This window comes from Rhodococcus sp. IEGM 1406 (assembly GCF_030056745.1).
Lineage (GTDB): Bacteria > Actinomycetota > Actinomycetes > Mycobacteriales > Mycobacteriaceae > Rhodococcus_F > Rhodococcus_F erythropolis.
The window spans coordinates 250,861-276,325 of sequence record NZ_JASHKO010000006.1; the positions used below are offsets into that span (position 1 = coordinate 250,861).

At 62.9% G+C, this 25,465-nt stretch carries 26 protein-coding genes and 1 tRNA gene; 16 read left to right on the plus strand and 11 right to left on the minus strand.

From position 1 onward, the window contains the following. Positions 1-28 precede the first annotated feature (28 nt). The 3 genes from QM596_RS26335 (at position 29) to QM596_RS26345 (ending at position 3,380) form a co-directional block, all read left to right on the plus strand. Positions 29-493, plus strand: coding sequence for a hypothetical protein (locus QM596_RS26335; protein WP_019746594.1), 465 nt, complete (start codon positions 29-31; stop codon positions 491-493). A gap of 220 nt (positions 494-713) precedes the next feature. Beyond that, the gene (locus QM596_RS26340; protein WP_007732353.1) at positions 714-1,517 is read left to right on the plus strand and encodes a metal-dependent hydrolase; all 804 of its coding nucleotides are present in this window, start codon (positions 714-716) and stop codon (positions 1,515-1,517) included. Between the two features lie 96 nt (positions 1,518-1,613). Further along, a complete protein-coding gene (locus QM596_RS26345) occupies positions 1,614-3,380 on the plus strand; it encodes a cholesterol oxidase substrate-binding domain-containing protein (protein WP_113683530.1) in 1,767 nt (588 codons plus the stop codon). 5 nt (positions 3,381-3,385) lie between these two features. Here the strand turns inward: QM596_RS26345 and QM596_RS26350 are convergent, their stop codons facing one another. Both QM596_RS26350 and QM596_RS26355 read right to left on the minus strand, forming a co-directional pair. Further along, complete coding sequence (locus QM596_RS26350; RefSeq protein WP_046377835.1) at positions 3,386-4,054, minus strand: DUF6891 domain-containing protein; 669 nt, start codon at positions 4,052-4,054, stop codon at positions 3,386-3,388. A 92-nt stretch (positions 4,055-4,146) separates the two neighbouring features. Then, positions 4,147-5,760 (minus strand): DHA2 family efflux MFS transporter permease subunit, encoded by a 1,614-nt coding sequence (locus QM596_RS26355; protein WP_283310284.1) that lies wholly within the window; start codon positions 5,758-5,760, stop codon positions 4,147-4,149. Positions 5,761-5,879: 119 nt separating this feature from the next. On the opposite strand from QM596_RS26355, the gene QM596_RS26360 reads away from it, so the two are divergent. After that, positions 5,880-6,356, plus strand: coding sequence for a MarR family winged helix-turn-helix transcriptional regulator (locus QM596_RS26360; protein ID WP_020905958.1), 477 nt, complete (start codon positions 5,880-5,882; stop codon positions 6,354-6,356). Positions 6,357-6,411: 55 nt separating this feature from the next. Here QM596_RS26360 and QM596_RS26365 read toward each other — a convergent pair whose 3' ends face one another. Then, positions 6,412-7,443 (minus strand): ABC transporter substrate-binding protein, encoded by a 1,032-nt coding sequence (locus tag QM596_RS26365; RefSeq protein WP_030535687.1) that lies wholly within the window; start codon positions 7,441-7,443, stop codon positions 6,412-6,414. 189 nt (positions 7,444-7,632) lie between these two features. Here QM596_RS26365 and QM596_RS26370 point away from each other — a divergent pair, with 189 nt between their 5' ends. Beyond that, positions 7,633-9,189 carry an acyl-CoA synthetase gene (locus QM596_RS26370; protein ID WP_283310285.1) on the plus strand — a complete coding sequence of 519 codons (1,557 nt, stop codon included), beginning with the start codon at positions 7,633-7,635 and terminating at the stop codon, positions 9,187-9,189. Between the two features lies 1 nt (position 9,190). Here the strand turns inward: QM596_RS26370 and QM596_RS26375 are convergent, their stop codons facing one another. The 4 genes from QM596_RS26375 to QM596_RS26390 all read right to left on the minus strand — a co-directional run bounded on the left by QM596_RS26375 (position 9,191) and on the right by QM596_RS26390 (position 11,091). Beyond that, entirely contained in the window at positions 9,191-9,544 is a 354-nt protein-coding gene (locus QM596_RS26375; protein WP_029254326.1) for a VOC family protein, read from the minus strand. A gap of 52 nt (positions 9,545-9,596) precedes the next feature. Continuing rightward, positions 9,597-9,920, minus strand: coding sequence for a hypothetical protein (locus QM596_RS26380; RefSeq protein WP_020968253.1), 324 nt, complete (start codon positions 9,918-9,920; stop codon positions 9,597-9,599). Between the two features lie 74 nt (positions 9,921-9,994). Continuing rightward, positions 9,995-10,068, minus strand: a tRNA-Pro gene (locus tag QM596_RS26385). Between the two features lie 54 nt (positions 10,069-10,122). Further along, a complete protein-coding gene (locus QM596_RS26390; protein ID WP_003943461.1) occupies positions 10,123-11,091 on the minus strand; it encodes a metallophosphoesterase in 969 nt (322 codons plus the stop codon). Positions 11,092-11,223: 132 nt separating this feature from the next. On the opposite strand from QM596_RS26390, the gene QM596_RS26395 reads away from it, so the two are divergent. Continuing rightward, on the plus strand, positions 11,224-11,700 hold the full coding sequence (locus QM596_RS26395; RefSeq protein WP_003943491.1) for a GatB/YqeY domain-containing protein: 477 nt from the start codon (positions 11,224-11,226) through the stop codon (positions 11,698-11,700). A gap of 94 nt (positions 11,701-11,794) precedes the next feature. Here the strand turns inward: QM596_RS26395 and QM596_RS26400 are convergent, their stop codons facing one another. Beyond that, a complete protein-coding gene (locus QM596_RS26400) occupies positions 11,795-14,164 on the minus strand; it encodes a penicillin-binding protein (protein ID WP_003943525.1) in 2,370 nt (789 codons plus the stop codon). 293 nt (positions 14,165-14,457) lie between these two features. Here QM596_RS26400 and QM596_RS26405 point away from each other — a divergent pair, with 293 nt between their 5' ends. Beyond that, positions 14,458-14,781 carry a WhiB family transcriptional regulator gene (locus tag QM596_RS26405; protein WP_019746605.1) on the plus strand — a complete coding sequence of 108 codons (324 nt, stop codon included), beginning with the start codon at positions 14,458-14,460 and terminating at the stop codon, positions 14,779-14,781. Positions 14,782-14,800: 19 nt separating this feature from the next. Here QM596_RS26405 and bagB read toward each other — a convergent pair whose 3' ends face one another. Then, positions 14,801-15,979 (minus strand): ATPase BagB, encoded by a 1,179-nt coding sequence (bagB, locus tag QM596_RS26410; RefSeq protein WP_029254327.1) that lies wholly within the window; start codon positions 15,977-15,979, stop codon positions 14,801-14,803. Next, positions 15,979-16,992, minus strand: a complete 1,014-nt coding sequence (gene bagA, locus QM596_RS26415; RefSeq protein WP_019746607.1) for an ATPase BagA — start codon at positions 16,990-16,992, stop codon at positions 15,979-15,981. The genes bagB and bagA overlap by 1 nt, the downstream gene beginning before the upstream one ends. Positions 16,993-17,045: 53 nt before the next feature. Here bagA and sp36 point away from each other — a divergent pair, with 53 nt between their 5' ends. From sp36 to QM596_RS26460, 9 genes are all read left to right on the plus strand, one after another. Then, positions 17,046-17,210 carry a Sp36 family protein gene (gene sp36, locus QM596_RS26420; protein WP_003943454.1) on the plus strand — a complete coding sequence of 55 codons (165 nt, stop codon included), beginning with the start codon at positions 17,046-17,048 and terminating at the stop codon, positions 17,208-17,210. A gap of 5 nt (positions 17,211-17,215) precedes the next feature. Continuing rightward, a complete protein-coding gene (locus QM596_RS26425) occupies positions 17,216-17,686 on the plus strand; it encodes a RidA family protein (RefSeq protein WP_003943508.1) in 471 nt (156 codons plus the stop codon). Continuing rightward, on the plus strand, positions 17,686-18,471 hold the full coding sequence (locus QM596_RS26430; protein WP_020905965.1) for an MBL fold metallo-hydrolase: 786 nt from the start codon (positions 17,686-17,688) through the stop codon (positions 18,469-18,471). Before QM596_RS26425 ends, QM596_RS26430 begins: the two co-directional genes overlap by 1 nt. Before the next feature lie 157 nt (positions 18,472-18,628). Further along, the gene (locus tag QM596_RS26435) at positions 18,629-20,104 is read left to right on the plus strand and encodes a 2-hydroxymuconic semialdehyde dehydrogenase (RefSeq protein WP_283310287.1); all 1,476 of its coding nucleotides are present in this window, start codon (positions 18,629-18,631) and stop codon (positions 20,102-20,104) included. Positions 20,105-20,146: 42 nt separating this feature from the next. Then, positions 20,147-20,920 carry a 2-keto-4-pentenoate hydratase gene (locus tag QM596_RS26440; RefSeq protein ID WP_283310288.1) on the plus strand — a complete coding sequence of 258 codons (774 nt, stop codon included), beginning with the start codon at positions 20,147-20,149 and terminating at the stop codon, positions 20,918-20,920. Beyond that, positions 20,917-21,369 carry a RidA family protein gene (locus QM596_RS26445; RefSeq protein ID WP_019746612.1) on the plus strand — a complete coding sequence of 151 codons (453 nt, stop codon included), beginning with the start codon at positions 20,917-20,919 and terminating at the stop codon, positions 21,367-21,369. The genes QM596_RS26440 and QM596_RS26445 overlap by 4 nt, the downstream gene beginning before the upstream one ends. Further along, complete coding sequence (locus QM596_RS26450) at positions 21,366-21,887, plus strand: 3-hydroxyanthranilate 3,4-dioxygenase (protein ID WP_003943511.1); 522 nt, start codon at positions 21,366-21,368, stop codon at positions 21,885-21,887. The genes QM596_RS26445 and QM596_RS26450 overlap by 4 nt, the downstream gene beginning before the upstream one ends. A 3-nt stretch (positions 21,888-21,890) precedes the next feature. Continuing rightward, positions 21,891-22,886, plus strand: coding sequence for an amidohydrolase family protein (locus tag QM596_RS26455; RefSeq protein WP_020968257.1), 996 nt, complete (start codon positions 21,891-21,893; stop codon positions 22,884-22,886). A 184-nt stretch (positions 22,887-23,070) separates the two neighbouring features. Continuing rightward, entirely contained in the window at positions 23,071-24,429 is a 1,359-nt protein-coding gene (locus QM596_RS26460; RefSeq protein WP_047888101.1) for an MFS transporter, read from the plus strand. A 60-nt stretch (positions 24,430-24,489) separates the two neighbouring features. Here the strand turns inward: QM596_RS26460 and QM596_RS26465 are convergent, their stop codons facing one another. Next, positions 24,490-25,416 carry a LysR substrate-binding domain-containing protein gene (locus QM596_RS26465; protein WP_283310290.1) on the minus strand — a complete coding sequence of 309 codons (927 nt, stop codon included), beginning with the start codon at positions 25,414-25,416 and terminating at the stop codon, positions 24,490-24,492. Between the last annotated feature and the right edge of the window lie 49 nt (positions 25,417-25,465).

Here is a 25,465-nt window from a genome sequence, read left to right on the forward strand (position 1 = left end):
CGAGAACGTTCGATCAAGGAGAACAACGATGACGCGATTGAAAGTGAACGGCAAGCGGGCCAGCCGGACCGGTGTGGTGGTGGCGTCGGTGGCGGTCCTCGGTATGGCCGTGGCGCCGGGAATCGCCTGGGCTTCCAACCCGATTTCCGACGGGTCGCCGGTGGCGGTGCGATCGATCGCGACCGCTCCGTCAGAGGCAGGTGTGGCACCGGAAGTAGCGTGTGGTGCCGCGACGCCGATTTCCGACGAGGAGCTGCAGAAGCTCATCGACGAGGGCAAGGTTGTGCGCGCCGAGGAGGCGGGCACAGCCGCAATCACGATCGAAGTCCCTGGCGACGCCGCGACATTCATTGCGCGTGAAGGGGTGCCGGCGTTGCCGACCGTCGAATGGGCTCCGGCGATCGAGGGTGTTCCGGCAGAGGTGCTCAACATGGCAGGCGTCGCTCCGCTGGAGGAAGGCGTTGCCCTGTCATGCGCGGTTGCTGCGGGCTGACGAGCGAAAAAAGCTCCGCATGAACCGCTTTGACCTGGAACGGTACGGCCGTACTCAACCGGGTCCGGAGGTTGGTCAACCCTGTCGGTAGCACTTGCTACGTTCGGGGCGGTCTCGGCGAGCATGCCGGGGCCGTCGCCGACGGCGTCATGTGTGTGGTGTCTTGCAGAGGGTCCGGTACGGCCTGATGCGGGGCGCGTTTCGAAAGGTGTTGTGTTTCATGGTCATGGGCCCCACCCACGCGATGTCCGGTGCTGCTGTGGGGTTGGTGGTTGCAGAGTTGTTGCCTCTCGATTGGGGAGGGCCCACATCCACCGCTGAAACCTTGACTTTTGCCGGTGTGTGCGCGGGAGCCGCCTTGCTTCCCGACCTCGATACCGGTCAGTCGACGGTTTCCCGATCATTCGGTCCGCTCAGCAAAGCGCTGGCCAAAGGTATCGACGCAATTTCGGTGACCTTCTACCGCATCACCAAAGGCAAGAAGGACGGCAAGCGTCGTGGTGGACATCGGACGCTCACGCACACCGCGCTGTTTGCCGCCGGTCTTGGGGCCGGGGTCTCGGCGCTGGTTGTTCAGTTCGGGAAGCCCGCCATCATCATCACGCTGTTCTTCTGCCTCGGGCTGGCGATCCGAGGATTGGCGGGTGAATTGGCCAAGGAGAAGGGGTGGCTCGCCGTCTCCGCCGTTGCGTTGGTGCTCTCGGCCCTCACCTGGCAGTGGTATCCGAGTGAGGCCGGATCCACCGGGCTAGGTGTTGCAGTGGCACTGGGCTGCGCCACACACTGTCTCGGCGATGCGATCACCAAGGAAGGGGTGCCGTTTCTCGCGCCCCTGATTCCGCTCGGCGGCAAGCGGTGGTGGGAACAACGGCTGCCGTCATTTCTGTCCATCCGCGCAGGTGGGAACCTCGAGAAGATTCTGATCGGGCCGGCGCTGACGGTCCTGACTGCCTGGTTGATCATCAGTGCTTTCGACGGCGCCCCGGAAGCGATCTACGCCGTCTTCGCTCCGATGGTGCAGTGAGCATCTAAATCTTTTATTACGGAACCACTGGCATCGTAATCATATTTGTTCTACGTTCGTCCCTGACATGAACCGAGTCGGCTGACGGAGTGAGCAGTGGTGCATCAAGCAGAGCGCAAGGCGGAGCACAGCTCGAGAGAAGACGGTGTGAGCCGGCGCGGATTTCTCGCAGCGAGTGTCGGCGCAGCTGCTCTCGCGGGTATTTCCTGGGCACCGGCGGGAGCTGTTCCCTGGGGCTCGGCATCGACCATCGCGCCACCGCCCGGATTTCCGTCGGACATTCCGTTGTCACAGCAGGCATACGCGAACTGGTCGCGAGAAATCATGCTCGAGAGTGTGTGGACGGCGACGGCGCGTCACAGCGACGACGTCGTCGCCCTCGCCAACTGGGCGTTCGACAACGGGTACACAGTGCGTGCGAAGGGAACGATGCACGGGTGGAGTCCGTTGACGGTGGTGCCCGGCGCGCCTTCGGATCGAGTTCTGCTGGTCGATACGATGGCGAACTTGAATTCGGTTGTGGTGCAGCACGGCACGCCCGCAACAGTCACGGCGGGCGCCGGCGCCAGTATCGAAGCGATTCTGACAGCGCTCGAGCGCGAGGGGCTCGGGTGGGCCAATTCTCCGGCGATCGGTGAGCTGTCCATCGCCGGGGCACTGGCGATCGGCGCTCACGGGGCAACGTATCCGGCGGTGGGGGAGACGATTACCCCTGGCCAGTCGTACGGGTCGCTGAGCAACCTGATCACCGAGATCACGGTGGTGGCGTGGGACGAAGGCAGCAATCGCTACGGGCTGAAGACTTTTCACCGATCAGATGACGAGATCACGGCTTTCCTGACTCACCTGGGCCGAACCTTCGTCACCTCCGTGACGCTGCAAGCCGGGGAGAATTATCGGCTGCGGTGCCAGAGTTTCACCGACATTCCGTGGCAAGAACTCTTTGCTGCTCCCGGTTCGCCAGGGCGTACCTACGAGAGTTTTGTCGAGAAATCCGGACGGGTGGAGGCGATCTGGTTCCCGTTCACGCAAACACCGTGGCTCAAGGTCTGGACGCCGACCCCGGTCAAACCACCGGAGTCCCGAGAGGTGAGCGGGCCGTACAACTACTTCTTCTCCGACGCGATTCCCGAAGAAGTCACCACCCCGTTGGGGATGGTGGCGCAGGGCCTTCAAGCTGCGACACCGCTGTTCGGCGCCTCTCAGTTCGGAGCTGTAGCAGCAGGATTGGCGCTGACCGACACCGACGATCTGTGGGGCTGGTCAAAAGATGTTCTGTTCTACCTGCGGCACACGACGTTGCGCGTAGTAGCGGGCGGCGGCGCGGTGATCACCAAGCGGTCCAACATCGGCCGAGTCGTCCACGAGATGACGAGTTGGTTGAACGAGCGAATGACGCACTACGCGTCGCTGGGGCAGTATCCCGTCAACATGCCGTTCGAAGTGCGTCTCTGTGGTGTCGATGACAGTGGCGAAGTCCTTGTCGACAGCGCCGGCGTGCCGGATCTGTCAGCGGTGCGGCCCCGGGCGGATCGTCAGGACTGGGATACGGCGATCTGGATGAACGTGGTCTCGATTCCCGGCACCGCGGGATTGCCCGCGTTCCTTCGCGAGATGGAACGGTGGATGGTCGCGAACTACTCCGGCGATTACGCGACTTTCCGTCCGGAGTGGTCCAAGGGATGGGCATTCACCGATCAAGCTGCGTACCAGGACGACGAATTCCTCACCAGCACAGTGCCTGCCACCTTCCGTGCCGGTGGCGACGGGAACTGGGACTTCGCTCTCGCCACTCTGGACGAACACGACCCGCACCGCGTCTTCAGCAATACGTTCATCGACCGCGTCTTGCCACCCAGCTGAATCTCCTACTGCGGTAGTGGTTTGCGCCAGCGCACGTCGGAGATGCGGATGCGCTGATTGTTGTCACCGTTCCAGTCGACGCTCAGTCCCTGGGCTCGGAGTGCGTCGGCTACCTGGCGCCCGACGGTCTGATCGGTGTGCGCGATCATCTGTGCCTTGGCGGTTTCGTCGCCGCCGAACGCGGCGGAGACCAGCGCGGGATCGAGATCGTGGGCCGGACGAAACGCACTGTAGGACAAGTAGAGATCGGACGGCTCGTCGCCGAGACGCTCCGCATCTTGCATGTGGAAGAACGTGTACGCCCACTGAGCAAAGGGATACCCGTTCTCGTCCGGTTCGGACGGCGTGCGTTCGTCGTCGATTTCGGTAGTGCCGCACTGCATGCAGCAGGTGAAGTTCATGCGGGCCACGATGCCGTTGCGCTCGAGTTCTGCGAAGGCGGCGGATACGCGCTCGAAGTCGCCGGGACCCGCCCACTGGGTCTGCTCCCCGAGCCTTCGGTCCCAGACCTCACGCACTACTGCGTCGATCTGTCTGCCGAGTTCATCGTTCTCGAAACCGCCCTCGACACAGTCTCGGGCGGCTTCGCAGATTTCATCGAACGTCGCGAACCCGGGGACTACCAATTCGCGTGCTTGCTCACGGACGGCCACGATGTCGGCCGCGCTGAGCACCGTTGCAGGCTGACGTGACCGTGCTGACCGTGACGGTGCTGACCGTGACCAGGGCAATCGCATACCGGCACCGTACTGCACCGATCCGGCCGTCAGGCGTCGGCTGCTGCCTTTGTTTCCTCCTCGGTCGACGGGGCAGGCTTGTTCGGGATGAGCGCGGTGGCGATCAGGCCGACCACGACAAATCCGGCCGCAAGGTATCCGCCGAGTGTGATCCCGTGAGTCATTGCAGACTGTGCAGCGTCGGCGACGAAAGCGGTGCTCGGTGACCCGGCCAGCGAGTCGATGGCGGCGCCCGCGCTGTCGGTGACAGCACGCGTCAACTGATCAGCCTGAGCTTGGTCGACACCGGACTCGGTGAGGTCGTTGTTCAGCGTGGAATTGAGAGTGCTGAAGAAGACCGTGGTGAGGACAGCGATGCCCAGTGCGGATCCGAGTTGGCGGAACGCACTCTGAATGCCGGAGCCTTGACCGGCGCTCTGCTCGGGAATCTCCTCGAGCACGACGTTGGTCACCTGCGCAGTCGCAAAACCGACACCGATGCCGTAGAAGAAGAGCACTGAGGCGATAGTCCACCAGGGGCTGTCTGTCGCAGCGATGAATCCGAGACCGGCGAGACCGAGCGCTTCGAGGGCCAAACCGATACGGACCAAGCCCAACGGCGAGACCTTCGACGCCATTCCGAAGCTCGCACCACTGGCGACAAAGCTGCCGATGGCAATGGGAACCAGCGCGAGCCCTGCCTGGAGTGCGCTGTACCCGAGCGTGAACTGAAGCCAGAGGGGAAGCACCGCAACGATTCCGAACTCACCGAGCCCGATGATCAGCGTCGCGATGTTGCCGTTGCGGAACGACGAGATGGAGAACAGCCGTACGTCCATCAGCGCCCGCGACGGATCGTCGCTGCGGGTGAGCATGGTTTGACGGTAGGCGAACGCACCGAGCGACAGAACGGCGAGAACCAACGCCACCAGAACCGGCGACGGTCCGCTGGACCACGACAGGCCGAACAGATCGAAGGGTTCCTTCGTCGTCAGCCACCCATACGTACGTCCCTCGACGAGGCCGAAGGCGAGCAGGCCCAGGCCGGCGATGGACAGTGCCGCTCCGGTGGTGTCGATGCGCCCAGCGGTGCGGGGTGAGGGCGCGATGAACAGCACCGCGCCGATCAGAATGAGCGCAGCAAGCGGAATATTGATGCCGAATGCCCAACGCCATGAGGCATGTTCGGCAAGCCAGCCGCCGAGTAGTGGGCCGAGGGCGGAAGCAGCACCGATGGTGGAACCCCAGACTGCGAAGGCCTGGCCGCGGGCTTTGCCGGTGAACATCGCGTTCAGAAGCGACAGTGAGGTGGGCAGGATCATGGCCGCGCCGGCGCCCTGCAGGAATCGCGCCAGGATGAGCAGGCCGCCGTTCGGTGCCAGTCCGGCCAGTAGGCTCGTTGCGCCGAACACGACGACACCGGCGATGAAGATGCGACGGGCGCCGACCAGGTCCGCAACTCTGCCGACCAATAGCAGGAGCGCCGCGAACACGATTGCGTAGGACTCTTGGATCCATTGAGCCTGAACGGAGTTGATCCCGAGATCTTCGATGATCGAGGGAACTATGACGTTGACGATAGTGGTGTCGACGACGATCAGTGCCACGCCGAGTGCGATGGCGATCAGGCCCAACCACTTGCGAGTGGTGGGTGAGATGTTCACGAATAAACCTCCATTGTGAAGTAACTTCACAGTGAAGGTATATTTGAGGCGGTAAGTTGTCAACGTGCGCGCTGGGCTCGACCGGCCGCCGTCTGGCACAGGAAAGGTGGGATCACGGGGTGGAAGCACCGCGCGACATCTCCGTGGAGCGGGAGCGGCTGATGGACGAATTCCGCGCGTACGGTGGGACGTTCACCGAATTCAGTCATCGATTCGCGTCGTGGCTCGGCCTGCATTCCACCGACGCGACTGCCTTGATGGAAATCACCGCTGCCGAGGAGAAGGGGGCGCCGCTCTCGCCCGCCCGCCTCGGAGAGCGGATCTCGCTGACGTCGGGCGCAACCACCGCGTTGCTCAACCGCCTGGAGAAGGCGGGACATATCGTCCGGACCCGTGAGAATGCAGACCGTCGCGTGGTCACGCTGCACAGCAGTGCGCATGTGCAGGACCTCGCGGACGAGTTCTTCGGCCCACTTGCCGTGCGACTCGACGCCATGATGGAGAAATACCCGCCCGAACTGCTCAGTCGATTCGAGGAATTTCTCGTCGACCTGCACTCGACGATGAACGAACACCTCGAGCAGGACAACCGCTGAACAAAAAAGCCGCCCGACTCCGGAGAGTCGGGCGGCTTTTTTGTGTCGGTGACGGCTACTTGCCGAGCTTGGCCTGCAGGTCGTCGAGAACCAGGCCTGCGCCTGTCGGGCCGAGGCCCAGGAACCAGGTCTCGTCACTCACCTCGGTGGCGCGGCCTTCCTTGACTGCGTCCATGCTTGCCCACAGCGGACCGGCGACAACGGTGGTCTGACCGGTGTCTGCGGGATTTCCGTAGCTGGAGTAGAAGATTCGGTCACCCTCTGCCTCGGTGATCGTTTCCGGGCTGACCTCGACGGCCAACTCGTTGATGTTCTGGATCGCCGGGCGTGGCAGGCCGACGTCCTTCAAGATGACGCCGATGAACGACAGGTTGCCGTACAGGCGCAGCTTCCCGGACATGAAGCGAACCAGCGAGATCGTCGGCGAACCGTCGATCGACTCACGGACCTGATCCGCGTGCGTCTGGTAGTCGTTGAGAACCTGCTCGGCCTTGGTCTCCTCGCCGAGTGCGTCACCGGCAAGGAGGAAGTTCTCCTTCCACGGGAAGCCGGGGCGGATGCTGAAGACCGTCGGCGCGATTGCCGCGAGCTGCGGGTAAAGCTTGTCCTGGCGCAACTTGCTGCCGAGGATCAGATCTGGCTGCAGTGCGGTGATCGCCTCGAGGTTGAGGTTGTTGGTCGTGCCGACATCGGGGACGCCGACCAATTTGTCAGCCAGGTACGACGGCTGACCGGCGGCACTTTCCGGGCTGGCGATGCCGACCGGGGTGATCCCGAGCGATAGGACCTCGTCGAGTTCGCCACTGTCGAGGACGACGACGCGGGTCGGCTTGGCCTCGAGGGTGGTCTCGCCCAGAGCATGGGTGATGGTGCGTGGGAACTCGCCGGGCGCAGCATCGCTGCCGAGCTTCGCGGTTTCCGTGTCGGCGGTGCTGAACAGCTTGCCGCCGGTTGCGACATCAGTGTTGCCGTTTGCGTTGCCGCCGGCGTCGGAAGAACCGCAGGCCGTAGCGGCAAAAACAGTCGCCAGGGCAAGCATGGCGACCCGGACCGACGTGCGGCTCCGGAGAGTGGTGCGTGAATGCATTAGGCTACCCTACCTTCCGGCTATCGGGCTTGGTCAGAGAGGTATCCGCACCGTTGATGCCAGGTGAGCAGCGCGTCAGGTCTCGCTCAGCGGGACCGCTACGCAATTCGGACTACAGGGTGCGACCAACGTGTTAGCTTCGCGAAAGACCTGTACTGGTAAGCGAAGACGCGTGTAGTGAGGATTTCGATGACCCTGAACATTGCCGATCTGTTCGAGGCCGTTGCCGATGCGATCCCCGATCGGGTTCCCTTGATTCTGGAAGACGCGCGGTTGAACTACGCCGAACTCGAACTGCGATCGAACCGACTCGCACATCATCTGCAGTCCGTCGGCGTCGAGCCTGGGCAGCACGTCGGTATTCACATGCGTAACTGCGTCGAGTACGTCGAAGCGCTCCTGGCTTGCTTGAAGATCAGAGCAGTGCCGATCAACGTCAACTTCCGCTATACCGATGCAGAACTCCTGTACATCTACACCAACTCTCAAATGGTGGCATTACTCGTCGAAGAGGAATTCGCGCCGACGGCATTGGCCGTGGTTCCGCAGTGTCCGGAGATCTCCCACGTGCTGATCGTCGGCGACGACTATGAGAACGCCCTTGCCGCGCAGACTGATACTCGCGACTTCGGCCCGCGAAGCAACGACGACCATTTCATCATCTACACCGGCGGTACAACCGGAATGCCCAAGGGCGTGGTGTGGCGGCACGAGGACTTCTTCTTCGCCGCGCTGTCCGGAGCGAACCTCAGCGGGCCGCCGCGTCGGAGTCTCGAAGAGGTTGTGGATGCGGCGGTGGCGAACATCAATCCGACTGTGCTGCTACTCATCCCGCCGCTCATGCATGGAGCCGCGATCTATTCACTGCTCACGGCTTTCCTCATGGGAGCGCCCCGAGTGTTGACCCGCAGCTTCGATCCGACGGAAGTGCTGCGACTGGTCGAGGCCGAGAAGATCACCGGAATCACGGTCGTCGGCGATGCGATTGCTCGGCCGATCGCCGACGCCATCGCTGCAAGCGAAGGGCGCTACGACCTTTCGACTCTCAAACTGATCGGGTCGGGTGGCGCATTGTTCTCCCCGAACCTGAAGGCAGAACTGACAACCCGATTACCGGGACTGGTGATCAAGGATGCCTTCGGTGCTTCGGAATCCGGCAACGACGGCGTCGTCGAATTCGGTGAGGACGGTTCAAAGCGAATTCGATCCAACCCCAACATGATTCTTGTCGACGACGAATTTCGTCGCATCGAACCAGGCTCGGGCACAACCGGTTTCATCGCCAGGGCCGGCCATGTCCCCGTGGCCTACTTCGACGACCCCGCCAAGACTGCTGCAACTTTTCCTGTCGTCGACGGGGTGCGTCTGGCGGTACTCGGGGACATGGGCACGATGGAAGCCGACGGAACCATCGTGCTGCTCGGGCGCGGTTCGATGTGCATCAACTCCGGCGGCGAGAAGGTCTACCCCGAAGAAGTGGAGCAGGCGCTCAAAACTCACCCGGCAGTTTTCGACGCTTTGGTAGCGGGTGCGACCGACGCACGATTCGGTGAGAAGGTCGCCGCTGTCGTGCAGGTTCGGCCGGGGTTCGAAGATGTTGCGACGGAATCATTGTCGGAGCACTGCCGCACCCACGTGGCTGGGTACAAGATCCCCCGGTCGATCGTGCTGGTACCCAGCATCCTCCGCTCACCCAGTGGGAAGGCCGACTACCGTTGGGCTCGCGAAACCGTAGCGGGAGTGTGAATCACCTTCCGATACTTCGGACGACGCACCACTCGTTTCCCTCTGGATCCAGCAGCACCTGAAAGGTACCGGCCGGGTCCTGCTGGACAGTACCGACCCGAGTTGCGCCGAGGCGCTCGGCGGCCTCGGTTGCAGCGACGACGTCATCCACGCTGACGTCGATGTGTAGACGATTCTTCGTCAGCTTGGATTCCGGTACGCGCTGGAACGCGAGGCGGGTCCATCCTGGAGGGTCGACAAACGCCCACGCGGTGTTTCGCTCCACTGGTTGTCCGCCGAGGATTCCGGCCCAGAATTTCGCCAGTGCGATAGGAGACGAGCAGTCGACGACCACCTCATCAACCTGCCCGATCACCGCTTCACAGCTCCGCTGAATTCGGCTGTCACAACGGTGCTGAATTCGGCTGTCACAGCCACGGCTCGATCGGCTTCTTCACCCACATGATCTTCTCGTCCGGATGCTCACGCCGAGCTTCGGGACGGTCAGGGTTAGCGGCTGCCCACACAGCTTTCTCGTCGAGCAGTCCGGCCGCGATGGTCCAGGTCTCCCGCGTGCTCGGCGGATTGGCGCCGGCCGCACGTGCGAGTTTGCGCAGTCGATCGTCGGGCATCTCTAGCAACTCTGTGCTACTGATATCGCGATCCCAGGCGAACTTGGCCAGGCCGACGGCTTTCTCGCGTCGGCTACGGCTCGCCATGTCGTTGTGCGCAAAGTCTGGTTGGGATGCCACGGCTTCACCTTATCGTCAACGCAATCGAGGCCCTCCCGCGTGAGCGGAAGGGCCTCGATTGCTGTTCTTCACTGTCGGGGTGGCGGGATTTGAACCCACGACCTCTTCGTCCCGAACGAAGCGCGCTACCAAGCTGCGCCACACCCCGTGTCGAACCTCGGTTAGCTTACATTACCGAGTCGACTGACATTAAATCCGCAGGTCAGTTGCGTAGAACCGACGCTGGAGACTCTGCGGAACTGTGTGCGGAGACGTGCTCCGGTTCGCGCCTGGTGGCCGGAACCAGAGTCAACAGAGTTGCCTCGGGGCGGCAGCAGAAGCGCGCCGGCGCCCACGGCGAAGTGCCGATGCCCGCGGAGACGTGCAGCTGGGTGTGCGCGCCCCACTTCGACGGCCCCTTGACCCGGGATCGATCGATCTGGCAGTTGGTGACCAACGCGCCGTAGAACGGAAGGCACAGCTGACCACCGTGCGTGTGGCCGGCGAGCACAAGGTCGTAACCGTCGTCGGCGAACCGATCGAGAACTCGAGGTTCGGGCGAGTGCGTCAGACCAAGCTTGAGCTGGGCGACGGGATTGGGTGTTCCGGCGACGGTGTCGTAGCGATCACGCTTCAGGTGCGGATCGTCGACTCCGGCCGCTGCGATGCGAATACCGGCCACTTCGAGTTCGCGGCGCACGTGGGTCATGTCCAGCCATCCACGTTCGGTGAACGCGGCCCGCAGATCGCCCCAGGGGAGGGGATCCCCGGTGATGCGCTTGTCCTTGTTGAAGATGTAGCTCAGTGGGTTCTTCGGTTTCGGAGCGAAGTAGTCGTTGCTGCCGAAGACGAACAGACCCGGCCGAGCCAACAGATCACCGAGCGCCTGGACCACTGCCGGGACGCTGCGCTGATGCGACAAGTTGTCGCCGGTGTTGACCACGAGGTCGGGGTCGAGGCCTTCGAGCTCACGCAACCAATTCTGTTTCAACCGTTGGTTCGGCATCATGTGCAGGTCGCTGAGATGGAGGACCCGCAGCGACGACGAACCGGGCGCCAGGACTGGCATCGTCACCTCACGCAGTGCAAATGCATTGCGTTCGATGCCGGATGCGTACCCGATCCCTAGTGCAGCGGCGCCCGCGGCACCAAGTGCGGTGCGGGTCAGATTGGTGCGGAACTGGGAAGACACCTCTCAAGGATACGGGTGTGGCGTTCTTCTGCGTCGCTCTCGCCGCCATTTGCAGCTATTCCACAGAGAATTGTGTCCGGGCGGAGGTAACTATCGGCACGCTCGAAACGCCGAGCGCGTAACGTTTCCACCATGTCCGACACGACACCATCGCTCAAAGCCACCCTCCGAACCGACATGGTTGCATCCATGAAGGCGAAGGATCCGCTACGTACAGCCACCCTTCGGATGCTCATGGCAGCCATCCAGACCGAAGAGGTGGCCGGTAAGGAAGCACGAGTCCTCACCGACGAAGAAATTATCAAAGTCCTTGCAAAGGAATCGAAGAAGCGCGGCGAATCGGCCGAGATCTACACCGAGAACGGCCGCGGTGAGCTTGCCGCGAAAGAGCGCGCCGAAGCTCAGATCATCGACGAGTACCTGCCGACGCCGTTGACCGACGCCGAGCTTGTCGACGTCGTCGACACCGCCCTCGCTCAGGTGTCCGAGGAGCTCGGTGAGCGTCCGGGGATGCGCCAGATGGGCCAGGTCATCAAGGCCGCCAGCGCGCTGGCCAAGGGCAAGGCCGATGGCGCCCGTATCTCTGCAGCAGTGAAGTCCCGCCTGTAGAAGCGCGCCACCAGAATCGAAAACGGCCGCGATCTCCGAGTCACTCGGAGATCGCGGCCGTTCTTGTTTTCAGAGCCGTCAGTTTTCAGGGCCGTCAGTTCGGCGGGGTCCCCGCAGGCGGTGCGGGTTCACCTCCGGGCGGAGTCGCATCCGGGGGAGTCGCGCCCGGTGCCGGAGCTGCTGGAGCTGCCGGGGATGCGGGTGCTGCCGGAGCCCTCACGGAACCGTCACTGATGTAGATCGTGACGGTCGAACCCGGGATCGCGGACCCGGACGGCGAAACTCCGGTGACCGTTCCCGCGCGTGCTCCGGACGCCGTGGTCACGGAATTGACCGTGAAGCCGGACGCCTGCAACCTCGACGTCGCCGCCGACTGGCTCAGGCCGACAACCTCGGGAACCTGGCCGTTCTGCGATCCCCGTGCGTACTTCTCGTCGATCGGAGGCAGCGAGGTGGGCCCGAAGTTGTTGGCGACCGGGTTCATTGCCGCGAACCAGGATCTCGCCGGTTCGGTACCGCCGTACAGGTTGCCGCTGTAGCAGGGGCGCAGCGGGCTCGAGCAGATCTCTCCCGGCGTCGGGGAGTCGCCGAAGATGTAGACAGCGGCAGCGAGGTTGTTGGTGAAGCCGAGGAACGCCGAGGACTTGTGGGTCTCGGTGGTACCCGTCTTGCCCGACATCGGCAGGCTCCATCCGGCGCTGCTTGCAGCTCCGGCAGACGTACCGGCGCCGACGTCGTCACGGCTCATGGCGTTGGCGAGTGTGTCTGCCAAGCCGGGCTCGACAACCTGCTCACAGCCCTGCTCGGTGACGGCCACCGGTTTGCCGTAGCGGTCGAAGACCGAATCGATGGGACTCGGCGGGCACCACTTGCCGTGCGAGGCGAGAGTGGCCGCGACGTTGGAGAGTTCGAGCGGGTTGATCCAGGTGGGGCCCAGGGTGAACGAACCGAGGTTCTGTTCCTTCTGGAAGTCGGCCATGCTGCGCTCGTCGAAGCCCGAGGTGTTGGGATCAGCGTACGAGCGCATGCCGAGACGGACGGCCATGTCGACGGTCGGCGTGACGCCGGTTGCCTCGATGAGCTTGACGAAAGCGGTGTTGGGGGACTGTGCCAGCGCGTCGGTCACGGACAGCGTCGGCGGGTAGTTGCCGGCGTTCTCCACGCAGTAAGTCGACACCGGGCAACCGGCCGCACCACCGCTACCCATGCCCTTGGCTTCGAATCGCTTGGGCACGTCGAGCGTCGCGTTGATACCGAGGCCCTTCTCCATCGCCGCAGCCGTCGTGAAGATCTTGAAGACGGAACCCGCACCGTCACCCGCAAGGGAGTACGGCTGTGCCTGGACGGTTTCGTCGGCGTCGGCATTGAGACCGTACGTGCGACTGCTGGCCATCGCGATGACCTTGTGTGAATCCTGGCCCGGCCTGATCACGTTCATCACGTTCGCGATGCCGTCGAGGTTGGCGCTCGCGTTCGCGTTCAGTCCGGCCTTGGTGGACGCCTGGACCTGCGGATCGAGAGTGGTCTTGATGAGGTAACCACCCTCGTTGATCTGGTCGCGCGTGATTCCGGCGTCCGAGAGGTACTTCAGTGCGTAGTCACAGAAGAATCCGCGATCGCCTGCAGCGATGCAGCCGCGCGGCAAGTTGTTGGGGGTTTCCAGGACGCCGAGGGGCTCTTCCTTGGCGGCGCGGAACTCGTCGGCACGATCCGGAATGTTCGTGATCATGGTGTCGAGCACGGTGTTACGACGCTCGGTCACGCCCTCGACGTTCGTGTACGGGTTCAGTGCGGAGCTGGACTGAACCATGCCGGCAAGCATCGCCGACTGGGGAACGGTCAGATCTGCGGCATCGACGCCGAAGTAGGTCTGAGCCGCGTCCTGGATGCCGAAGGATCCGTTGCCGAACGGTACGAGGTTGAGGTACCGGGTGAGGATCTCGTCTTTCGTGAGTTCCTTGTCCAGCGTCAGGGCCATCCGGATCTCGCGGATCTTTCGGGCCGGGGTGGTCTCGATGGCAGCGCGGCGCTCGGCATCCGTCTTGGCCACGACCAACAGTTGGTAGTTCTTCACATACTGCTGATCGAGTGTCGACGCGCCCTGCTGCACTTCACCGGTCGTCGTGTTGGTGAGGAAGGCACGCAGCGTTCCCTGCCAGTCGACGCCCTTGTGGTCGGGGAACCGGCGGTCCTCGATGGAGACGATCGCCAACTTCATGTTGTTGGAGATCTTCTCGCTCGGGACTTCGAAGCGTCGTTGGTCGTAGAGCCAGGCAATGGGATTGCCTGCCGCATCGACCATGGTGGACACCGCGGGGACCGTGCCTTCGACCAGTTCGGCCGAGACGTTGTCGACGGTATCGGCGGCGCGGTTGGACGCGAATCCGAATCCGCCCGCCACTGGGAACATCACCCCTGCGACCAGGACACCCGCCAATGCGGAGCTTCCGGCGAGCTTCGCCACTGTTTTTGCAATCGACACGATCTACAGAGTACGTGTGCCCACCCATTGGAACCGGTTTCAGTGTTTTGGGGGTGTTCAAAACCTTCTGAACACGCGCTTTGTACTGCCGTACCAAAAAATGCTCCCGAGCGTCTTGCGTTAGGGCCGTTCTTTACCTAAATTGTGATCAGTGTGATCGACGTAACACTCGATCACGAATGTGTCTCAGCTTTCACCGTGCTACCGCGGGGACGGCTGAGATGGTGCGCTGCTCGCCCTATGGCGACGGTCAGACTTTGTAGAGGGGACCCAGAATGTACACAGCCACCCCGAGTAGCCGTTTGGACATCGAGCAGGCCGAGGCACGAATTGCCTGGGTAACTAAGGCACGATGCCGCGAGGTCGACCCCGACCAACTTTTTGTTCGTGGCGCCGCGCAGCGCAAGGCGGCCACCATCTGCCGTCACTGCCCGGTCCTCATGCAGTGCGGAGCAGATGCTCTCGACAATCGTGTCGAGTTCGGTGTGTGGGGCGGAATGACCGAGCGTCAGCGCCGTGCACTGCTCAAGCAGCACCCCGACGTCGACTCCTGGTCCGAGTTCTTCGAAGACCAGCGCCAGCATCACTCAGCAGTCTGATCCAGGCCGATCGGGGGGATCAGCCCTTACGAGTGAGCTGATCTCCCACCGCGCGCAGCGCCTCGAGGTCCGAGACCTCGAACGGTAGCGACGGAACACCGATCAGCGGCACCCTCGGGTGAGCTGCGGTGAATCGACTCAGCAAGGCGATCTCCCGCTTCGCGATCACTGCCCGATGGGCATGGATGCGGAGAACGGCTGCGGTGAGGGCTTCGGCCTCGGTCGCACTTTCCTTCGCTTCCAGTTTGTCGGCGGCGGTCACCGCATGATCGGCAGGCAGAGCCGTCAATGTCGGGTGCGTGCGGTTGAGAACCAGACCGGCCAACGGCATCGAGTCGCCCGCAAGGCGATCGACGAAGAACGCCGCCTCGCGAAGAGCGTCGGGTTCGGCCGCTGCGATCACCAGGAAATGAGTCCCCGGCTGACGTAGCAACTCGTAGGTCTTCGTTGCGCGTTCACGGAAACCGCCGAACATCGAGTCGAGCGACTGCACGAATGCCGATGCATCCGAAAGCATTTGGCTTCCCACGATGGTAGAGACACCCTTCAGTGCCAATCCCATCGCGCCGGCCACGAGCCTGGTCAGGCCACGGCCGGGTGCAGAGAGCAGCCGGATCATCCGTCCGTCGAGGAACGTGCCGAGCCTCTGCGGGGCGTCGAGGAAGTCGAGCGCATTGCGCGACGGCGGGGTATCGACGATCACCAGATCCCACGCGTCGTTCGACGCCAGCTGCCCCAACTTCTCCATCGCCATGTACTCCTGCGTTCCGGAGAACGATGTGGCAACGGTTTGATAGAAGGGATTCGCCAGGATCTGCTCGGCCTTCTCAGGGCTCGAATGCTCGATGACCATCTCGTCGAAAGTCCGACGCATGTTCAGCATCATTGCGTGCAGTTCGCCCGTGGCCTCGGGACCCAGCTTCACCGGCTGCGGAGTGTTGTCGAGTTCGGCCACACCCAAGGCCTGTGCGAGGCGGCGGGCCGGATCGATGGTGAGGACGACTACGCGTCGGCCCTCTTCGGCTGCACGCAACGCCAGGGACGCGGCCGTCGTGGTCTTGCCGACGCCGCCTGCGCCGCAACACACCACGATCCGAGCCGTCGGGTCCTTGATGATCGCCGAAATATCGAGGGCAGGAGCTGCGCGTCGGCCGGTCCTGGAACTGCCGACCGTCACGTTCTCGGTGGTCTCGGTCATCACACGCCCTGTTCCGTGAGGTATTCGGCAAGCTCGTACAGCCCACCGAGATCGACGCCGTCGGCGAGTGCGGGAAGTTGTACCCGAGCCCCGTCGATCTCGCGGAGCTTCTCGGCGCTGGATTCTTGAGCTTCGAGCACCGACGCGTGCTCGATCGTCTCGGTGAGCAGGCCTGCGAAGTCGTCGTCGGACAGATCGATGCCGACGTCCGAGAGTGTCGACCGGATCGAAGCCGCGTCGATATCGCCGGCAGCGGCACCGGAGAGTTGGTCTTCGGGCAAGAACCTCGGGCTGGCGCGGTTGACGATGATGGCACCGAGGTTGAGGTCGTCGCGCGCCAGTTCTGCGGCGGCGTCGGCAGTTTCCTGAACGGGCAGCGCTTCGAGAAGTGCAACCAGATGTACGACGGTCTCCGGCGAGTGCAGCAGCCGAACGACGCCTTCACTCTGGGAGTGCACCGGGCCGCCCTTGGCGAGATCGGCCATCGCCTTGGTGACGTCGAGGAAGCTGCCGATTCGTCCGGTCGGGGGAGCGTCGACGACAACGGCGTCGTACACGCGCTTGCCGGTTCGATCGGTGCGGATGACGCACTCCTTGATCTTGCCGGTGAGCAGAACGTCGCGAAGGCCGGGAGCGATGGTGGTGGCGAATTCGATGGCGCCGAACTTGCGCATCGCCCGGCCGGCGAAGCCGAGGTTGTAGAACATTTCGAGGTATTCGAGGAACGCGGTCTCGATGTCGACGGCCAGAGCCATCACTTCACCGCCACCTTCGGCGGCCGCGACCTTGGTCTCCTGCGGTGGAAGCGGCGGTACGTCGAAGAGCTGCGCGATTCCCTGGCGGCCCTCGACCTCCACGAGGAGAACGCGCTTGCCGCCCTCGGCCAACGCGAGCGCCAACGCGGCGGCAACCGTGGACTTACCGGTTCCGCCTTTACCCGACACAAAGTGCAGGCGGGCCTTCGTCGCAGACTCGGGCCAGGTCCTGCTCAGCTCATCTTGGGATGCAACCACACCGCGAGCCTATAAGTCTGGGGCCGAAGATGTACGCGGGATAGGCTCACCGCATGAGCGAAATAACTTCCTGGGAATACACCGTGACTCCGTTGCTGGTCCACAATCCGAAGGCAATTCTCGACAACTGGGGTGTCGACGGCTGGGAACTCGTGGCAGTCCTGCCGAGCGCGTCGGGCGAGCAGCACGTCGCGTACATGAAGCGTCCGAAGGGCTGAATCACATGGCAGAGGCAACACAGACCTGGTCGGAGCGTCTCGCCGAACTGGGCATTGCACTTCCCGCCGTCGCGGCACCGGTTGCTGCGTACGTTCCCGCGGTTCGCAGCGGCAACCACGTGTACACGTCGGGTCAGCTCCCGTTCGTCGACGGAAAACTGGCGCTGACCGGCAAGCTCGGTGCGGGCGTGTCGGATGAGGACGCCAAGGCCGCGGCGCGTACCTGCGCGCTCAACGCTCTTGCTGCCATCGACGCCCTGGTCGGCATCGACAACGTCGTTCGTGTTGTCAAGGTTGTCGGCTTCGTGGCATCCGCCGAAGGATTCACCGGTCAGCCCGGCGTGATCAACGGCGCTTCCGAATTCCTCGGTGAGGTGCTCGGCGACGCCGGTATCCACGCTCGTTCGGCAGTCGGCGTGGCAGAGCTTCCCCTCGGCTCTCCGGTCGAGGTGGAACTGATCGTCGAAGTTCGCTGATGTCGACGGTCCATCCCGCCTACGCGCAGCTTCGCCGCGTCACCGACATCGCTTCGGTCTTGCTCGAAAACAATCCGGGCATGATGACGCTGGACGGTACGAACACCTGGATTCTGCATGCTCCCGGCAGCGTCGAGTGTGTAGTCGTCGATCCGGGCGACAACGACGAGGAACACCTGCAACGTGTCGCTGGTATCGGTCCGGTTGCGCTGACCTTGATCACGCACCGGCACTACGACCACACCGGCGGGGTGGACCGTTTCCATGAATTGACCTCGGCTCCGGTGCGTTCCGTCGACCCCACTTTTCTGCGCGGGGGTGCTTCGGCGCTTGTCGACGGTGAAGTGATCGAGGTGGCGGGTCTGAAGCTGCGGATCCTCGCGACTCCGGGACACACCGCTGACTCGGTGTCGATAGTCATCGAGAACGATGCGAGCGTGCTGACAGGCGACACCATTCTCGGCCGCGGCACCGCAGTTCTGGACGACACCGACGGCGATCTGGGGGATTACCTCACATCACTGCGGTCGTTGGCCGCACTCGGCGAAGGACTGACGGTTCTTCCCGGGCACGGTCCGGACCTGCCCGATCTGCAGGCGATTTCGCAGCAGTACCTTGCTCACCGCGAGGAGCGTCTAGCCCAGGTGCGGGACGCTCTGACGACGTTGGGGGAGTCGGCATCGGTGCGCGAGGTTGTCGAGCACGTCTACTCCGACGTCGACCCGAAGCTGTGGCCGGTGGCGGAGAAATCCGTCAACGTGCAGTTGGCGTATCTGCGCCGCTGAGGCGCTCGGCGCCGACATTCTGCGCCGCTGAGGCGCTCGGCGCCGACATAAAGAGTTGAGTTGTGTAGCCGAACTGCCGCCATCTATGCCGATCGAGGTATAGCTGGCGGCAGTTTTTGCATTTGTTTGATATGGGTCACGGGCCAATAGTTAGTCCATGACCTCACAATGCGACGGATGGATCCGCAATTACGTGGACGGCTCCTATGTCGAACCCGACGAGTCGTCGAGCTTCGATCAGGTCGACCCAGCAACGGGCCGTGTTCTCGCCCGGGTCCACGAGGCTGACAAGGCCCTGGTCGATCGGGCCGTGACCTCTGCCAGACGCGCTCTGGACAACGGTTGGGCCGATACGCCGGTCCGCGAGCGGACGGCCCTGCTGCGACGCGCCGCCGACCGGATCGAGGAGCGATTCGAAGAGTTCGTCGCCGCAGAAATGGCGGACACCGGCAAGCCGATCACACAGGCACGCGAACTCGACGTCGCGCGCGCCCTGACGAACTTCCGCACTTTCGCCGACATCGTCGCCGCGGCCGGACAGGAATCGTTTGTCACGGATCTCGCGGGTGGCAAGCAGGCGTTGAACTACGCGATCCGCAAGCCGCTCGGCGTCGTCGCTGTCATCGTTCCCTGGAACCTGCCGCTGCTTCTCCTGACCTGGAAGGTAGCGCCCGCGCTCGCGTGCGGAAACTCCGTGGTGGTCAAGCCCTCCGAGGAAACCCCAGCGACGGCGTCGTTGCTTGCCGAGGTACTCGAAGAAGTCGGCCTGCCTGCCGGTGTCTACAACGTCGTCCACGGGTTCGGTGCGAACTCCGCCGGCGAGTTCCTCACCACGCACCCCGGCATCGACGGTGTCACCTTCACCGGATCTTCGGCAACCGGTTCGCATGTCATGAAAACCGTTGCGCCGCGAGTCCGTCCGGTCTCGTTCGAACTCGGTGGCAAGAACGCCGCGATCGTCTTCGACGACGTCGACATCGACGAAGCGTTGACGGGTCTGACCAAGTCGGTGTTCACCAACACCGGCCAGGTCTGCCTGTGCACCGAACGGGTGTACGTGCACCGCAGCATTTTCGACGACATCGCCGGTGGACTCGTCGAGCGGGCAGCAGGATTGCGTCTGGGCGACCCGACGCTCGATGCAACGACGACCGGACCGCTCATTTCGCAGGCGCACCGGAAGAAGGTTCTCGACTACTTCGAGATCGCCGAGCAGGAAGGCGCGAAAGTGCTGACCGGCGGCGGTATTCCGGACCTCGGACAGGAACTGTCGGGCGGATCGTGGATCGAACCCACCCTGTGGACTGGCTTGACCAACAAGGATCGCGTCGTGCGCGAGGAGATCTTCGGACCCGTTGCAGCACTCATTCCGTTCGAGACCGAAGCCGAGGCGATCGCCTTGGCAAACGACACCGAGTACGGCCTCGCTGCCTCTGTGTGGACCAACGACCTGCGCCGTGGACACCGCGTCGCGCAGAGGATGAACGTCGGAATCTCCTGGGTCAACACGTGGTTCACCCGCGAACTGCGATCTCCCTTCGGCGGCATGGGCCTGTCCGGCATCGGACGTGAGGGTGGCGAGTCCTCGCTGCACTTCTACACCGAACCGACGAATGTATGTGTGCAACTGTGAACATCGAAACCGCAAAAGTTTTCCAGAAATGAGCGAGGCGTGATGACAGCCCCCGAAGACACCGTATCCGCGCTCGCGCGTCGCCTCGACGACGCTGCGCAGACTCGCACCGACACCCCGAGCCTCGCCGACGAATACACCATCGACATCGACGAGGCCTACCGGATCCAGAACGAACTCCTCGAACGACGAACCAACCGTGGCGAATCGATTGTGGGTATCAAGCTCGGCTTCACAAGCCAGGCGAAGATGGCGCAGATGGGTGTCTCCGAAGTGATCGTCGGTCAGTTGACCGACGCGATGTGCGTGAGCAACGGCGGCGAAGTCGACCTGAGGAAGTTCATTCATCCCAAGATCGAACCCGAAGTGGCATACCGTCTGTCGAAGGATGTCGATCTCGACGATCCGAACGTCGACATCGAAACCTGCGTCGATGCACTGGCTCCCGCAATGGAGATCATCGACTCGCGCTATCGCGACTTCCGCTTCACCTACACCGACGTCGTCGCTGACAACACCAGCGCTGCCGGGTATGTGATCGGGCGGTGGCTGCCGCTACAGAACGTCGAAGACCGTTCCGTACGTATGGAGGTCGGCGGCGAGACGGTAGTCGGTTCCACGTCGGCCATTCTCGGCGATCCGGCGCGCGCTTTGCATGCACTGCTCGACATCGCCCGCCGACGCCGAATTCCGTTGCGCGCCGGTCAGGTAATTCTGGCCGGTGCCGCCACCGCAGCTGTGCGACTCGACGAGGGCGTCGCCCAGTGCACCATCGACGGCCTCGGAACCGTCACGGTGAAAGGTGTGAAGCGATGAGTGGGGCGCAGGTCATCGAGAAGCTGGCAAAGCCGCGCGGAAAGTTCCCCCACGTCAAGGTGGTCGGCGATTTCGTCTATGTCTCCGGGACCAGTTCGCGTCGACCCGACAACACGTTTGTCGGCGTCGAGGTCGACGAGATGGGGACGACGGCGCTCGACATTCGGGCGCAGACGCGTGCCGTCATCGAAAACATCGCGGCAATCCTCGCCGAAGTGGGTGGAGAACTCAGTGATCTGGTTCAGGTCACCTCCTACCTGGTGTCGATGAACGACTTCGGTGGATACAACGAGGTGTACGCCGAACTGTTCGACGAAAACGGTCCGACGAGAACGACTGTGGCTGTTCACCAACTGCCCCACCCGCATCTGCTCATCGAAATTTCCGGCGTGGCGTACGTGCCCGCCTCCAAGCGCTCAGCGTCCGAAGATACGGAGAATGCATCATGACCACGATTCCTCCCGTCATCGACTTCAAGAAGTGGATCGACGACAACCGCCACCTGCTGCAGCCGCCTGTCAACAATCAGACGATGGCGCTCGGAGACGACTTCATCGTGCAGGTCGTCGGCGGACCGAACCAGCGGACCGACTACCACCTCGATCCGTACGAGGAGTGGTTCTACCAGCTCGAAGGCGACATCCACGTCAACGTCATGACCGAGGACGGTCCTCAGCGTGTCGACATTCGTGAGGGCGAAACCTGGTTGCTGCCGGGAGACATTCCGCATTCGCCGCAGCGTCCCACGGCGGGCTCCATCGGCCTGGTCATCGAACGCGTCCGCAAGGAAGGCACGCTCGAGAAGTTCCAGTGGTACTGCCTCGAATGCGATCACAAGATTCACGAGGTCGAACTTCAGGTGCGCGACATCGTGGCCGACCTTCCGCCGGTGTTCGTCAAGTTCTACGAGAGCGAAGAAGCCCGCACGTGTGACAAGTGCGGCACGCTCCATCCCGGCAAGGGCTGAGTGATGAGCAACCTGATCGACATCCACACCCACTACGTGCCCAACGGGTGGCCGGATCTGACCGAAGACGCGGGGCCGCAAGCGCCGTGGCTGAAGGTCGAGTCGGAGACCGAAGCCATGATCATGATGGGCACCAAGGAGTTCCGCCGCATCCAGTCCGATGCCTGGGACGCCGAGGTGCGGCTTCGGGACATGGATGCCGACGGCGTGCACACGCAGGTCGTCTCGCCGACGCCGGCATTCTTCAATTACGGCCGAAGCGGCGAGCAGGCAAGTCGCATCGCACGGATCTTCAACGACCTCGCGCTCGAGATCGTGGAGCCGGCGAAGGATCGGTTGATTCCGTTCTGCCAGGTGCCTCTGCAAGACACCGACGCAGCGTGCCGTGAGCTCGAGCGGTGCATCGCGAACGGGCACCGCGGTGTCGAGATCGGCAATCATGTGGGCGATCTGGACCTCGACAGTGAGGGCGTGGTGACGTTTCTCCAGCACTGCGCGTCGCTTGACGTGCCGGTATTCGTGCACCCGTGGGACATGGCCAACTCTCCGCGCCTCGATCGCTGGATGGCGCAGTGGCTCACCGCGATGCCGGCCGAAACGCATCTGTCGATACTCGCGCTGATTCTCGGTGGGGTGTTCGACAAGATCGACGATCGTCTCAAGATCGGATTTGCGCACGGTGGTGGATCTTTCGCGTTCTGGTTGGGCCGGATGGAAAACGCCTGGCACGGCCGCAACGACATCATCGGTACGTCGGAGTTCCCGCCTTCGCATTACCTGGGTAGGTTCTACGTGGATTCCGTCGTCTTCGACGAGCGCGCACTGCGACTGCTGGTGGACACGGTGGGGGTGGACCGTGTGATGGTGGGTAGTGATTACCCGTACCCCTTGGGGGAGCGTCCGGTCGGTGAGGTGGTTCGCAAGAGTGAGTTCTTGGACGATACTGCGCGCCAACTGATTTCGCGGGGGAATGCCGAACGCTTCCTGGGTCTCGTCTGAGACCCCGGCTATACCCTTTCCGGTATGGCGGACGGTGAATTCGGCATTTGTGAGTCATGTCTCGAGCGAGCACAATTCCAAACACAACGATCGACGACGCTCGTGATGCCGACAATCCCGAAGACGGGGTCGGTGACTACAGATTTCATCGTCCGCCTGCCCCATCCAATCGATAGGTTCCGCGATGTCAGACAAGATATCCAACAGCACAACGAGTGACGGAAAGCCGTTGCCGGAGAAAGCTGCCCGTAGCCGAGTTGCCATGGCAACTCTGGCCGGCACAACTCTCGAATGGTACGACTTCTTCCTCTACGGCACAGCCGCCGCGCTGATCTTCAACAAACAATTCTTTCCGAGCCTTAGCCCCACGGCCGGCACGCTGGCTGCCTTCAGCACCTTCGCCGTCGGATTCATCGCGCGGCCGGTAGGTGGGCTCGTGTTCGGGCACTTCGGTGACCGGATCGGGCGCAAGGCCACACTCGTGGTCTCCCTGGTGATGATGGGCGTCGGGTCCACACTCATCGGCCTCATCCCGAACTACGACTCCATCGGATTCTGGGCGCCTGTCCTCCTGGTGGCCATGCGCGTTGTTCAGGGCATCGGTCTGGGCGGTGAAGGCGCCGGCGCGACACTCATGTCGATGGAGCACGCGCCGGCAGGGCAGAAGAATCGTTATGCAGGTTTCCCGCAGATGGGCACACCCGCCGGACTGGTTCTCGCCAACGGCATCTTCCTGACGACCAACGCCGTGATGTCGGACTCGGCATTCGCTTCGTGGGGTTGGCGAATCCCGTTCCTGCTCAGCTTCGTTCTGGTGGCGATCGGTCTGGTGATTCGCCTGCGCGTCACCGAGTCGCCGTCATTCGCCGGGATCATGGAGAAGGGCGAAATAGTCCGCTTCCCGCTGCGCGAGTCGCTCAAGGTCGGCTTCCCCCGGTTGTCTCTCACGCTTGCCGCGTGCTTGGCGAACTCCGCCGTGGCGTACGCCTTCATGGTGTTCACCCTGTCGTACGGAACTCAACATCTGGGCTACGACAAGCAATTCCTGGTGCTCAGCGTGACCGCGGCAGCAGTCCTGTGGTTCCTTTCCATCCCGTTCTGGACCAAGATCGCTGACAAGTACGGTCGTCGACACATGTTCATCGGCGGATCAGCCGCAATCCTGTTGTGGTGCATCGTGTTCTTCCCGCTACTGAACACCGAGAACAAAGTGATCGCTGTCATCGCGTTCCTGGGTATGGGTCTGATCGTGCCGGTCACCCACTGCGTTCAGGGCAGCATCATCGCCGATACCTTCCCGGCCAAGGTCCGCTACTCCGGTTCGTCTCTGATCCTTCAGAGTGGTGCGATTCTCGGCGGTGGACTGGCGCCGATGATCGCCACCGCACTGCTGGACGCCACCGGGTCTTCGGTAGGCGTCACCTGGTACCTCGCCTCGATATGCACAATCAGCCTGGTCGGCGCCATCGCACTGTTCAAGATTGTCCCCGATTCGTCGCGGGGCTTGGAGCACGAGGAGATTCGCGTCTCCGAAAACGCCTGAGTACTGGATTGATCCGACATCGGCCCGTTCCCCCTCGCGGGGAACGGGCCGATCGGCGTTTCACGGTCGCATGAGCTCAGTTGCAAAGGACTCCAGCGTCGCGATCAGGGCCTGTGCGGACGGGCTCGACGTGCGAGTCGCCGAGGAAGTGATGCCGACGCTGTGCCCGATCGGATCGAGTGTGATGGACAGGGTGGTCAAGCGCGCGTCGTCGCGGGGGATGAGGCTCGGTAGGACCGCGATCATGTCGGTCTCGACCAGCAGCTGGCGCACGGTGAGGAAAGAGGTTGCCTCGACGCGGTTTTCGGGCAACGGCAGGCTGTTGCGGGCGAAGAACTCCTCGAGCTCGCGGCGGAGCACTGTCTCGACCCCGGGAAGGATCCAGGGGAAGCCGCGTAGTTCTTCGAGTTGGACGTCCTCGCGGTGAGCGAGCGGGTGATCCACGCGGGTGACGAGGTCGACGGACTCCGCGTAGAGGTTCCGTCTTGTCGCGGTGTCATCGGTAGGTGAGGTGAGCCGGCCGACGATCAGATCGATTCGGCCCGCTTCCAGATCGGTGAGCAACTGTTCGGGCGTGCCTTCGCGCACGATGACGGTGAGCAGCGGGTGGTGAACCTTCAGGCGCGCGATAGCGCCGGGAAGCAGCACGTTGGATCCGGCGAGATGTGTTCCCACGATGACGGTTCCGCGATTGGCGTCGGCAAGTTCGACGACGTGCCGCCCGGCTTCGGTCAGCTGCGCGATCACGGCCCGCGCATGGGTTGTGAAGGCCTCGCCGAAAATGGTCGGGGTGATTCCGCGTGGGCCGCGGTCGAAGAGCGAGACACCGAGAATGGACTCGATGTCGTGCAGACTGCGGGTCGCGACGGGTTGTGTGATGTGAAGTGCGGCAGCGGCGCCGACCACGCTGCCCTGACGGCTCAATGCGTCGACGAGCAGGAGATGGCGGAGTTTTAGTCGCCCGTCGAGGAGCTTGGGCATGTCCATGGAGCAATCCTAGACGGGATTACCGCGAGTGGGTAGGCGCCCGAAGTTG

What these genes read in the sequence shown, in the direction of transcription:
- QM596_RS26340 (WP_007732353.1), top strand. Translation starts at nt 714, where the DNA reads ATGGTCATGGGCCCCACCCACGCGATGTCCGGTGCTGCTGTGGGGTTG.
- QM596_RS26435 (WP_283310287.1), top strand. Translation starts at nt 18,629, where the DNA reads ATGACCTCACAATGCGACGGATGGATCCGCAATTACGTGGACGGCTCC.
- QM596_RS26335 (WP_019746594.1), top strand. Translation starts at nt 29, where the DNA reads ATGACGCGATTGAAAGTGAACGGCAAGCGGGCCAGCCGGACCGGTGTG.
- QM596_RS26365 (WP_030535687.1), bottom strand. Translation starts at nt 7,443, where the DNA reads ATGCATTCACGCACCACTCTCCGGAGCCGCACGTCGGTCCGGGTCGCC.
- QM596_RS26395 (WP_003943491.1), top strand. Translation starts at nt 11,224, where the DNA reads ATGTCCGACACGACACCATCGCTCAAAGCCACCCTCCGAACCGACATG.
- QM596_RS26405 (WP_019746605.1), top strand. Translation starts at nt 14,458, where the DNA reads ATGTACACAGCCACCCCGAGTAGCCGTTTGGACATCGAGCAGGCCGAG.
- sp36 (WP_003943454.1), top strand. Translation starts at nt 17,046, where the DNA reads ATGAGCGAAATAACTTCCTGGGAATACACCGTGACTCCGTTGCTGGTC.
- QM596_RS26445 (WP_019746612.1), top strand. Translation starts at nt 20,917, where the DNA reads ATGAGTGGGGCGCAGGTCATCGAGAAGCTGGCAAAGCCGCGCGGAAAG.
- QM596_RS26450 (WP_003943511.1), top strand. Translation starts at nt 21,366, where the DNA reads ATGACCACGATTCCTCCCGTCATCGACTTCAAGAAGTGGATCGACGAC.
- QM596_RS26370 (WP_283310285.1), top strand. Translation starts at nt 7,633, where the DNA reads ATGACCCTGAACATTGCCGATCTGTTCGAGGCCGTTGCCGATGCGATC.
- QM596_RS26465 (WP_283310290.1), bottom strand. Translation starts at nt 25,416, where the DNA reads ATGGACATGCCCAAGCTCCTCGACGGGCGACTAAAACTCCGCCATCTC.
- QM596_RS26440 (WP_283310288.1), top strand. Translation starts at nt 20,147, where the DNA reads ATGACAGCCCCCGAAGACACCGTATCCGCGCTCGCGCGTCGCCTCGAC.
- QM596_RS26460 (WP_047888101.1), top strand. Translation starts at nt 23,071, where the DNA reads ATGTCAGACAAGATATCCAACAGCACAACGAGTGACGGAAAGCCGTTG.
- QM596_RS26455 (WP_020968257.1), top strand. Translation starts at nt 21,891, where the DNA reads ATGAGCAACCTGATCGACATCCACACCCACTACGTGCCCAACGGGTGG.
- bagB (WP_029254327.1), bottom strand. Translation starts at nt 15,979, where the DNA reads ATGACCGAGACCACCGAGAACGTGACGGTCGGCAGTTCCAGGACCGGC.
- QM596_RS26430 (WP_020905965.1), top strand. Translation starts at nt 17,686, where the DNA reads ATGTCGACGGTCCATCCCGCCTACGCGCAGCTTCGCCGCGTCACCGAC.
- QM596_RS26425 (WP_003943508.1), top strand. Translation starts at nt 17,216, where the DNA reads ATGGCAGAGGCAACACAGACCTGGTCGGAGCGTCTCGCCGAACTGGGC.